Consider the following 10886-nt stretch of genomic DNA (forward strand, 5'->3'; position numbering starts at 1 on the left):
GTGTAGGATCCCGTAATGTAGTGAGTCCTCCCCCTAGATATGGCCAGGAACTCCATCGGAGCTTGGGCGGGCTTCGCTGGATTTCCCCAGGTTTTCCACAGGCTATCGAAGGAAGCCTGGGACGTCGCTCTAGGCTGGTTGGTCTTGTCTGGTCGCCTGTGAGCCAACACGGGATCCTTAGCAAGACACAAGAAGGGCAGAAAAGCGCTCTGCGCTGCTGGAGGCGGCAAAGAAGGTCAGGATGGGGCAGCGCCTGACCTAAAGCGGACCCGCAAGCGACTGTAAAGCTGTCGCAGAAGCAGGTCGCGAAGGAAGGGCATCAAAATCCGTACCTACGAGGGGCCGGCTGTGGGTCGACGGGATCCGTTTTGGTGATGGCGGGAGCGCAGCACGATCACGTCAGAAAGCTGGCGCAGTTGACTTTGAACCTGGGTGAGCTGTTTCTTATCACGTACATCGATACAGAGATCGATCAGGGCGGTGCGGTTGGCAAAAGTTTGTACCTTAGCATTGCGAACATTAATGCCTTGATCCGATAGGCGGGAAAGGATGTCCCGCAGCACCCCGACGCGGTCGATAACCTCCAGATGCAGTTCTACCGGGTAGATCTGGGTGCTCTGCCGCAGTTGCTCTTCGTTCCAGCGTACTGGCACCAGGCGTTCCCCCGAAACCTGAGCCACCCGTGGACAGTCCTGATGGTGGATACTAATACCCTTAAAGCGGGTGACCACGCCCAAGATCGGATCCCCCGGCAGCGGATTACAACACTTGGCCAACTGGTGTTTCAGACCCTCCACCCCCAGAATGGGAGATTGGGATTTGATAGAACTGGGAGCCGCAGAAGCCCGTGGCAACAACAGCTTGGATCCCTCAAGCGATTCCTCCTCTGTGGGAGCAGATACTGCCGGCCTGCTGACCTCCTGCAGCCGATGGATCACCAGCGTGGGGGTTGTCTCACCATAACCCAGAGCGGCTAACAAATCCTCTACGCTGGCGTAGTTGAGCTTTTCGGCCACCTTCTGCATCCGCTCTGATTTGAGCAGGGCATCAAAGCCCGTTTTGCCCAGCTCCCGCTCCAGCAAATGCCGGCCCCGCGCGATGTTTTGCTCGCGATTGGAGCGCTTAAACCATTGGCGAATGCGATTGCGGGCAGAGCTGGTGGCAACGAAATTGATCCAGTCCAGGCTGGGATGGGCATTTTTGTGCGTGATGATCTGCACAATGTCGCCGTTGCGCAGGCGGGTATCCAGGGGCACGATCTTGTTGTTTACCCGCGCTCCTGCACAGTGATCCCCAATTTCGGAGTGGATGCGATAGGCGAAGTCCACCGGACAGGATCCCTGGGGCAGGGCCAGCAAGTCCCCCTTGGGCGTGAAAACGTAAACCTCGCTCTCAAACAGATTCTCGCGAAGGGTGTCCAGATACTCTTTGTCGTCTTTGAGGTCGTTTTGCCACTCCAAGAGCTGCCGCAGCCAGGTGAAGCGCTCCTCGTCCGCCTTGACGGTGGTGCTGCCGGCCTCCTTGTACTTCCAGTGGGCGGCGATCCCGTACTCAGCCACGCGGTGCATCTCTTCGGTGCGGATCTGCACCTCCACCGGTCTTCCCTGCGGGCCAATCACCGCCGTATGCAAAGATTGGTAACGATTGGCCTTGGGCAGACCAATGTAGTCTTTGAAACGCCCAGGGATGGGGCGAAAGCAGTTGTGAACGACTGCCAGCACCCGATAGCACTCGCTGTTGGTATGTACGATTACCCGAACTGCTGAGAGATCGTAAATCTCGTGAAATTCTTTGCGCTGCTGCTGCATCTTGCGATAGATGCTGTACAAATGTTTGGGCCGCCCGCTGATCTCGAAATGTTCCAGCCCCGCTTGAAGAAGGTTCTGCCGCAGCTCTTCGATAAAAGCTTGGATCTCGGCCTCTCGCTCGGCGCGCTTGGCGTTGACCAATTCCTGAATCTTCCGGTAAGCCTCGTAGTCCAGATACTTAAAAGCCAAGTCTTCCAGTTCCCATTTGAAGTGCCAGATCCCCAGCCGGTTGGCCAAAGGGGCGAAAATTTCCATTGTTTCGGCTGCAATCTGCCGTTGCTTGCTGGGGGAGAGATACTGCAGGGTGCGCATGTTGTGCAAGCGATCCGCCAGCTTGACCACGATGACTCGAATGTCTTTGGCCATGGCCACAAACATGCGGCGGAAATTTTCCGCTTGCTGCTCGGTTTTGCTGGAGAAATTGAACTTAGAGAGTTTGGTAACTCCTTCTACCAGTAGGCGAACTTCAGAGCCGAATTCAGCTTCCAGGGCTTCTGGGGTAACTTCTGTATCCTCAATAACATCGTGCAAAAGGCCGGCTGCCACTGTCACCGCATCTCCCCCCAGCTCCCGCAGGAGAGTGGCCACGGCTACCGGATGGGCAATGTAGGGATCCCCTGATTTGCGTTTTTGGCCCTGATGCAAACAGTAAGAAAACTCAAAGGCACGGCGCAGCAGATTGGCTTCTTCAGCCGTGTAAGGCCGCAGCCCATCGCCGGGATCCTCGGCACCGGAAAGCAGAGCACGCAGCCACCCTGGCACCTCAAAACCGAGGCTATTCAGGTCGAGACCTCCATCTGAGGTGGCAATGACAGCCGTCTGACCCATGCGAACCCGGCGAAAAGGGATGTTTGATTACTGACTATAGTTCATCCAGCTTAACCGCCGACAGATCAAGAGGGAAAAAACGGGTGGAATAGAAAGAAGCATTGGCTGTCTGCCAACGTCGACCGCTTGCCATCCTCGGCAGATCGAGGCTTAGTCTTCGCCCCACTCCTCGCAGTCGCCGATTAAATCGCAGAGGGGATCCGAGGGGCAGTAGTCTTGCAGCTCCAGCTCTTGGGCAATCGCCTGCCACTCCCGCTGCGGGAAAAAGGGTTGCAGGTGGGCAATGGCTGCAGAGCGGCGTAAGACCCCCTGCTGAATGAGGCGACGAGCTTCCTCCTGGATGGCCTCAACCGCATAGTGGGTGGCTTGTAAAGTGGGCATAGCTTAACCTACACGTGGAATGGATGGGACGCACCGAAGGGTCAGGGAAAATCTTGCCTCGCTACCCCCATCATAGAACTGGGTCTCGTTTCGTAGCAAGAGATACAAGTTTGTATTGCAGGCAACCTTAAGGCCCGCTTAAAAGCCCAAGCCATCGGCTCCTGCGGTCACTATGCCTTTTTCTGGGTTCAGAGTGACGATAGATCCATCCCGGATTAAGCGGGTAGCATCCTTGACCCCCACCAGCACCGGCACCCCCAGCCGCAGGCCAATGACTGCTGCATGAGAGGAGGCTCCCTCTTCTTCGGTAATCACGCCGGCTGCCTGTTTGATCGCCTCCACATAGTTGGCGTCGGTGGATTGGGCAACCAAAATGTCTCCGGCGGTGATTTTGCTGGCATCGAGGCTGGATCTCAAGATGCGGGCCGGGCCGCTGACAATGCCTTTGCCAAACCCTTTGCCTTGAGCCACCACCGCTTTCACCACATCCACCTTGATCAGATCGGTGGATCCCGCAACGCCTGGCAGGGTTCCTGCACTGAGCACCACCAAGTCGCCATCCTTGAGCAAGCCATCTTCCTGAGCCAAGCTGATGGCCGCTTGAAAGGTCTGGCGGGTGGTGGCCAAATCCATAACCAACAGCGGATGTACCCCCCAAACCAACTGCAGCCGCCGTGCCACTTCCACATGGGGGGTTACGGCCAGGATGGGAGTGCGGGGGCGAAACTTAGAGACATTGCGAGCAGTAGCCCCTGTTTTGGTCAGGGTCATCACGGCTACAGCATCCAACTCCTGGGCGATCTCCCCCACGGCGCGGCTGATCGAGTCGGTGATCAGGGTTTTGGGCCGCATTCCAGCAGGACTGTTGCCGTTGTTTTGGCTCAGCTCCTGCATGGCAAGGGCGCGAAGGCGTTGTCGTCGGTCGGCGGAGGTCAGGTCAAAGTAATCGCGCTCGGTGCGCACGGCAATGCGGGCCATGGTGGCAACGGCCTCGACAGGGTATTTGCCCACAGCCGTCTCGTTGGAGAGCATGACGGCATCGGTGCCATCCAAAATGGCGTTGGCCACATCGGAGATTTCGGCACGGGTAGGCCGGGGGCTGTGCACCATGCTGTCCAGCATTTGGGTGGCCGTAATTACCGGGATCCCCAGGGAGTTGGCCAGGGCGATCACCCGCTTCTGCAGGATCGGCACCTCTTCCGCAGGCAGCTCTACCCCCAGATCTCCCCGCGCCACCATCACACCGTCGCTGAGGGCCAAAATCTGGGGCAGCTGTTCAATGGCCTCGTGTTTCTCGATCTTGACGATGATGGGTACCCGCTTGTCGGCTGAGCCGGAAGAAGGCCGTTTGGCTGAGGCAATGAGCTCCCGCAGCTCCAGCACATCAGAGGGATCCCGCACAAAGCTGAGGGCCACCCAATCCACCCCTTGGTTGAGGCCGAAGTAGAGATCTTCTTTATCCTTTGGGGTCACGGCGCGGATGCTCAGGCGCACACCGGGGAAATTGACCCCCTTGTTGTTGGAGAGGGTACCCCCGACAATGGTGCGGCAGAAGAGTTCGCCCGCTTCCGGATCCACGGCTTCCACCCGCATCTCCACTCGACCATCGTCGATGAGGATCGTCGCTCCTTCGGGCACTTCCTGGGCCAGCTTGTCGTAGGTGACCCAACTGCGCTCTTGGGATCCCAAGACAGGTTTGCTGGTCAACACAAAGGGATCCCCTGCCTTGAGGGTGATCGAGCCTTCGGCGAACTTGCCCAGGCGGATTTTGGGCCCCTGCAGGTCTTGCAAGATGGCGACCTGGATGCCCAGATCCATCGCGGTTTGGCGGATCAGGCGAATGCTGCGGCGGTGTAGCTCGTGATCCCCATGGGAGAAGTTCAGGCGAAGGGTGGTTGCCCCTTGCAGGATCATCTCCCTGAGAATGGCTGGATTTGAGCTGGCAGGGCCGATGGTGGCAACAATTTTGGTGCGTCGAAAAGAATCCCTCAAATGCATGTCCACTGTTCCCAAGGGAGAGCAGCCCAGATCCTTCCCCCACATAGGGATCTCTCTGATTACGATAACCCGTTATGTCTTTTTTGAGGCACCGCTTTTTTAAAATCCCCAGCGAGAGAGGATGGGAAAATAGGCAAAGCAGAGTGTAGAGATCCATCTGGAGTCGAGCGATGCCGGTTGCCCCCGAATACGCCTTCCCCTTCGAGCACCATCAGAAGTTCTCTCTGGATAACCCCACCATCTCCAGCCCAGGGGTTTCCAAGCGGGAATACATAGCCAGCAGAGTACTGCAGGGTATCGTGAGCAATCCCCAGACTCCCGTCGGCGATTTGTCTCCTGAGCAACGACAGGCTTTGGTCTATACGGCGGTGTTGTTGGCAGATGATTTGTTGGCGGCCCTCGGCGCTCAGTAGAGAGCATGCCTCTAACCCCCAAAACCCTGAACTTTGCTGAATTTACTGAGCTTTAGGCGGTTTGGCAAAAGTCATTGAGAGGGATATAGTAAACCAAGTTTCCCCCTGATCCTTGAGTCCACCGCAACGGTTGCCGGGAAGTGAAGGGGGAAAGCGCTCGGGGGGTATTCCTCAGGGCTTTGCGGGATACCGCCTTCCTGCTCAGAGATAGGCAGGATGCGATCGCTTCTTTCCTGAACCATGTTCAGGAGAGTTCAGCGTGAATGTATCAGGTTCTTGAGATTGCAGCGCACCCTCTTGGGGTGAGGTTTAGGCTGAGGTTAGCTGCTTGCGGCAGCGGGCCGTAGGCTCTGCTGCTACCTACGCCGCAGCCGTTGAGTCAACTCTTCCCCCAAGCGCATCCATTTTGCTATCTCTTCGGGACTCACCTGTCGGTCATTCTGCCAGAGAATGAGGTGGGCGCCGGCCCCTTCGGCACAATAGTTGGGATATTGCTCCAAAAAACTGAGGACGCCGGGATGAAAACGTAGCCGAACTTGAGCTTCATCCTGTCCTCGCAAGAGATAGCTCCGAGAAAACTTAGGGTGGCTCTCGAAGTTGATATCTTGCATGCCAAAAGCTTTGGCGATGCCATGGAAAAAGGCATTTTCGGGGTGCAGCCGAAAACGGGGCAGATGAAGATCCTCGTGATAGGCGTAGAAGACGGACTGGCGATAAGTGCTGGAACTCTTGCCCCTGCCGCGGGTGTATTGGTAATCAAAAACGGTAATCTCAGTGCCATCGATCAGCCGCTTGGACATCGAATTATAGAAACGTCGCCCATGGCCTTGCTCAAACAGCCCAAAGCCGGCTTGAACCAGGCGGGATCGGATCTCTTCCGGCAATTGGGCAGAAAAGCGCATTCCTAGCTGTGCAGCTACCCGCTCCAGAGCTTCTCGACGTTTCTTTTCGTGGTAAAGGGCTAGAGCCAAGATCCCGGCAGCCAGAGCTAAAAACAAGATAAAAATAAGCAACCCCATACCGTCTCCCTCGGCTTACAGACTGCAGTGCCTATCCCCACAATACCTGAGCAGATTTCCAAAAGGATCCCTGCCTTCGACCATTCAGCCGAGCGGTCTCCTCTTGTCTTTTGTAGAGAAGTGACCCAATACAGCTGAGTGTGTCAAAGTTTGACGAAATTGTAGGGAGCGGTGAAGTTGTTGTAGCGAATGCGCAGCCGCCCCTGGAAGGTCTGGTCTAGCTCCTCTACTTTTTGGGCAAAAACCGGCTCATCTTCCCAATTGATCAAAAACGAGCCGTTGTAGGCCATGTTTTCGGTGAGCAGATCTCCTTCTACGCGGTCGCTGGCCAAGGGGCTGAGGGCTGCTGTAAAGGTCTGGGCAATGCGCTGACGTCGCTGCTCTAAGAGCTGCTCCAGAGCCCGTCCGATCTCGACTACCGCGTCCAGCCCCAGAGGAGCGCCGGCCATTTCGTCTCGCCGAGCTTTGAGGGCAGGGTTTTCCTCTAGCCCCAGCTTGAGCTCCTGCTCGGGATCCCAGAAGACTTTGACTCCCACCTCCCGCTTGCCCTCCAGGCGCTCCAGCAGAGCCAGCAGATCCGCCAAGCGGGGCTGCACCAAGTCCCGTTCCACCTGCTCCCAGCCGCTCACCACCAGGCCAAATTGCAGAGGCAGCAGAGCCCGGTGTCCCTCGTTCATCACTTTTTCCAGCACGGCCTCATGGGCGAGCAAGTTGGCCCGGCTGGCCAGGTAGCGCTCCTGTCGAGCCTGGGAGTACAAGAAGGCCAGGGATCCCAGCCCATGAACCTGCACCGGCTGCTTGTCCAGCCCCACCACACTCAGATGACGCGGGCCAGGGGCAGCGACGATCCCGTAGAGGTAGAGGGCGCTATGGGGATTTGCCGTTGGCATTGCTGCGGGCATCTCCGATCAGCCACGTGAGGTTGGACTCTTCGGTGTCGATGGCATTGCCATCCGAGGAAATGCAGTAGCGACCCATCACCATCTGGTGGCGTAGGGTCACGCCTGCCGCAATCTGGGTGTAGTTAAAAATCAAGCTGCCATCCAGCGTACACCCTTCATTCAACACACATCCGTAGCCAATTGCCGTGGGGCCGATGAGTTTGACCCCGTCCGCCAAATAGCTGCTGGCCCCGATGTAGACCGGTGGCTCGATGTGGATGCGATCCCAGTTGGCGCGGATGTTGATCCCCGTCCATACGCCGGGTTGAATCTGGATCCCAGGCACCTTGACTCCCTTGATCTCGCCGCGCAGCACTTTTTGCACCGCCAGCCAGTAGTCGTGGGTGCGGCCAATGTCCACCCACTGAAAGTCAGCCGTGATCCCATAAAAGGGGGCACCCGCTTTCACCAAGGCCGGGAAGAGATCGCTGCCGATGTCGTAGGGGCAGCCAGGGGGAATGTAGTCGAACACTTCCGGCTCGAAAACATAGATGCCGGTGTTGATGGTGTGGCCGAGGGCCTCTTCCCGCCTAGGCTTTTCTTGGAAAGCAGTGATGCGACCCGTCTCGTCGGTGACTACCACCCCATAGCTGGAGACCTGGCTGGGATCCACCTGCCGCAGGACCACAGTGGCCAGCGCTCCCTTGGATTTGTGGAAGTTGACGATCTGCGTGAGGTTCAGGTCGATCAGGGCATCCCCACAGAGCACCACAAAGGTACTGTCGAAAAATCCGGAGAAATCCTGGATCTTGCGCATACCGCCAGCGGAGCCCAGAGGTTCGGCCACCGGCTGGCCGTTCTCAAAATGGCCTTCGAAGGAAAAGCCGATGTGAACCCCCCATTGCTGCCCATCTCGAAAGTAGTCTTCGATTTGGTGGGCCAAGTGGCTGGTGTTGACCATGATCTGGTCGAAGCCGTGTTCCCGCAGCAGCTCCACCAAAAATTCCATGACAGGCTTGTGCAAAATGGGGATCATCGGCTTCGGCATCATGTAGGTGATGGGCCGTACCCGCGTGCCTTTGCCTGCTGCCAGGATCATGGCTTTCATGCCGTCGTCACTCCTCCGGGCTAACCGTGCTCTGACTTTATCATCCCAGGATCGGCATTCCAGAGAACCGGCGGGGCTTTCAAGAGGCTGGGGAATCGCTGCTGGGATTCCGATCCCCTACAATCGAGGGGGTCTGCTCTTCTGGGAGAACCCGCCCGCCTCTGGGCATTTCGCCAAGGGTTTCCCCTGAGCCCCTCGTTTTGCCCCGTCTCTCCTGAGAGTTCCACCCGGCAGACGGGGATCCCAGCATTCTTACATTGATTGCTCCTGGCCCAAGATTCAGACGGATGTATCAGACAAATGTAGTAGATCCTGAAAAAGATGCTGGATGGCCGTCCCGACAGCCCACCCATCACGATTGCCCTGGCCAAGGGGGCCTTGCTGCCTGAGGCCATTCAATGCCTGCAGCAGGTGGGGATCGATTTCAGCCGTTTTTTGGATCCCGGCAATCGCCTGCTGCGGATTGAATCCCCCACCCGGCTGAACGGACAACGCTACGAAGCGCTGCTGGTGCGCACTCACGATGTGCCGGTGTACGTGGAGTACGGGCAGGCGCAGTTGGGCATTGTCGGCTACGACGTCTTGCGGGAGCGCTATGCCGGCACCGCAGCGCGGGTGGCCCACCTGTTGGATCTCCAATTTGGCCACTGTCGCATGTCGGTGGCCCTTCCCCAAGATAGCCCCTACCACTCGGCAGCTCAGTTGCCTGCTCATGCCCGCGTGGCTTCTAAGTTTGTCGGCTGCGCCCGGGAGTATTTTGACCGCCTGGATTTGCCGGTGGAGCTTATCTCTCTCTATGGTTCGGTGGAGTTGGCCCCCCTCACCGGCATGGCCGATGCCATCGTCGACTTGGTAGCCACAGGGCGCACCCTGAGGGAAAACGGCCTGATTGAGCGAGACTGCCTATTCGAGAGTACAGCTCGCCTGATTGCCCATCCCATCAGCTACCGTGTCAACCAACAGCCTATCCGCGAGTTGATCACCCAGATTCGGGAACGCTGGCTGGGATCCCTGTTGGTGGGTGGCTAATTTTGAGGCACTTCCTCTGAGGGGGATCACGATTGCGTACAATGGGGGCATTCGGGCTTATTTCCCCCAGCAGCGTTCAGATTCAAAAAAGGTTTTTCGAGGTTGATTATGCGGTACCGTCCACTGCTCGCCATCCTGTTGGCGCTTTGTTTGAGCGTCTTTGCTGTTCCGGCTAAGGCTGCCAAGGCGCCGCTGACCTATGACCAGATCCGCAACACCGGCAAGGCCGCCATTTGCCCTTCGGTCTCGGACAACGCCCGGGGCCGTATCGAAGTGCCTAGGGGGGGATCCCTGAAGCTGACGGATGTCTGCTTCCAGCCGGTGCAAATTGAGGTGGAAGAAGAAAAGCGGAACGGCGAGAAAGAGTTCATCAAGGCCAAAAACATCATGATCTCAGCGGCCACTCTGGGGCCGATTAAAGCTGAGGTGACTCCCAAAGACGGTGCGCTGGAGCTCAAAGTGGTGGATGGGATCACCTCTCAGCCGACCACCGGCCAAATGCCCCGCCGCGAGCTGGTGCCGTTTCTGTTTAGCGTGAAAGACTTGGTCGCCACTGCCCAGGGCTCGGCCATTGACCCTTCGACCGATTTTGAAGGGGAGTTCTTGGTGCCCGGCTATCACAGCAGCACCTTCCTCGACCCGCGCGGGCGGGGATCCAACACCGGCTACGACACTGCGGTAGGTCTACAGGCTGCCAAAGATGATTTTGCCACCAACCGCAAGGTGGACGAGGTTTCCCAGGGGAAAATGTCGCTGCGGATCGCTCGCGTGGATGCCAGCACTGGCGAAATGGCGGGATCCTTTGTTAGCATTCAGCCTTCCAGCACCGAGCAAGGGGCGATGGAACCCCACACTGTTCGCGTTCAAGGCTTGTTTTACGCTCGCCTGGCGCAGGAGTCTTGAAGAGGCTTGAGGAAAGCCGAGAAGAGATCCAATTTCGGGGTTGAGATGGGCAGAGATCCCGGCGATCCCTGCCTATTTCTGTTGATACTATGTCTGTCTGGGTTTGCCCGTTGGGGAAGTGTGCAGCGATAAAGTCTGGGCCAGATGCCGCCACAGGTTCATTTGCAGATGGCCGCTGCCACTAACCTGCCTTTTATGTTGACTCTGGACCCAAGGGGACTCTCAATCTGGACTCAAGGAAGCCCTTTGTGAGTTCCGCTTCAGCCAGTACCGCCACCAGTGCGGATCCGAGTTCTGCTGCGCTCGCTACCCCAAAGTAAACTACCCGGCCCTGACTGCTTCGCAGTACAGGGCGGGTTTCGGTAGCCCTGCAGTTGGCAAGCCAACCACGGGCCTCTAGGCTGGTTTACGGCAGCCCCAAGTTTGGCAATCATGTTGGCCCCATTCCAGTCCGCATCCCCTTCCCATCCACAGTGCCCACACTTGAACTGCTTCCCACTGCGATAGGATTGCGTAGG

Annotated in this window: 9 protein-coding genes and 1 pseudogene; 3 read left to right on the forward strand and 7 right to left on the reverse strand. The window is 57.5% G+C overall.

All coding sequences use genetic code 11. The annotated features are described in order from the left end of the window. Window positions 1-332 precede the first annotated feature (332 nt). The 3 genes from ACVWXZ_RS11675 to pyk form a co-directional block, all read right to left on the reverse strand. Window positions 333-2636 carry a RelA/SpoT family protein gene (locus tag ACVWXZ_RS11675; protein ID WP_457403502.1) on the reverse strand — a complete coding sequence of 768 codons (2304 nt, stop codon included), beginning with the start codon at window positions 2634-2636 and terminating at the stop codon, window positions 333-335. 150 nt (window positions 2637-2786) lie between these two features. Continuing rightward, window positions 2787-3017: a DUF4327 family protein gene (locus ACVWXZ_RS11680; RefSeq protein ID WP_011433156.1), complete on the reverse strand. Its 231-nt coding sequence runs from the start codon at window positions 3015-3017 to the stop codon at window positions 2787-2789. Between the two features lie 138 nt (window positions 3018-3155). Next, window positions 3156-5015, reverse strand: a complete 1860-nt coding sequence (gene pyk, locus ACVWXZ_RS11685) for a pyruvate kinase (protein WP_414408711.1) — start codon at window positions 5013-5015, stop codon at window positions 3156-3158. Between the two features lie 170 nt (window positions 5016-5185). Here pyk and ACVWXZ_RS11690 point away from each other — a divergent pair, with 170 nt between their 5' ends. After that, window positions 5186-5428 carry a hypothetical protein gene (locus tag ACVWXZ_RS11690; RefSeq protein WP_414351871.1) on the forward strand — a complete coding sequence of 81 codons (243 nt, stop codon included), beginning with the start codon at window positions 5186-5188 and terminating at the stop codon, window positions 5426-5428. 356 nt (window positions 5429-5784) lie between these two features. Here ACVWXZ_RS11690 and ACVWXZ_RS11695 read toward each other — a convergent pair whose 3' ends face one another. The 3 genes from ACVWXZ_RS11695 to ACVWXZ_RS11705 form a co-directional block, all read right to left on the reverse strand. Further along, window positions 5785-6447, reverse strand: a complete 663-nt coding sequence (locus ACVWXZ_RS11695) for a hypothetical protein (RefSeq protein WP_457403505.1) — start codon at window positions 6445-6447, stop codon at window positions 5785-5787. Between the two features lie 143 nt (window positions 6448-6590). Then, window positions 6591-7337, reverse strand: coding sequence for a GvpL/GvpF family gas vesicle protein (locus ACVWXZ_RS11700; protein ID WP_011433160.1), 747 nt, complete (start codon window positions 7335-7337; stop codon window positions 6591-6593). Then, window positions 7315-8436 (reverse strand): nucleotidyltransferase family protein, encoded by a 1122-nt coding sequence (locus tag ACVWXZ_RS11705; protein WP_414329069.1) that lies wholly within the window; start codon window positions 8434-8436, stop codon window positions 7315-7317. The genes ACVWXZ_RS11700 and ACVWXZ_RS11705 overlap by 23 nt, the downstream gene beginning before the upstream one ends. A 321-nt stretch (window positions 8437-8757) precedes the next feature. Between ACVWXZ_RS11705 and hisG the strand changes: the two genes are divergently transcribed. Both hisG and ACVWXZ_RS11715 read left to right on the forward strand, forming a co-directional pair. Continuing rightward, on the forward strand, window positions 8758-9465 hold the full coding sequence (gene hisG, locus ACVWXZ_RS11710; RefSeq protein ID WP_414416279.1) for an ATP phosphoribosyltransferase: 708 nt from the start codon (window positions 8758-8760) through the stop codon (window positions 9463-9465). A gap of 108 nt (window positions 9466-9573) precedes the next feature. Then, window positions 9574-10368, forward strand: a complete 795-nt coding sequence (locus ACVWXZ_RS11715; RefSeq protein WP_457403507.1) for a photosystem II manganese-stabilizing polypeptide — start codon at window positions 9574-9576, stop codon at window positions 10366-10368. Window positions 10369-10628: 260 nt separating this feature from the next. Here ACVWXZ_RS11715 and ACVWXZ_RS11720 read toward each other — a convergent pair. Beyond that, window positions 10629-10886 (reverse strand): annotated as a pseudogene (locus tag ACVWXZ_RS11720) (hypothetical protein); the annotation flags it as partial.

The sequence above is a fragment of the Thermostichus sp. MS-CIW-38 genome (assembly GCF_054058415.1).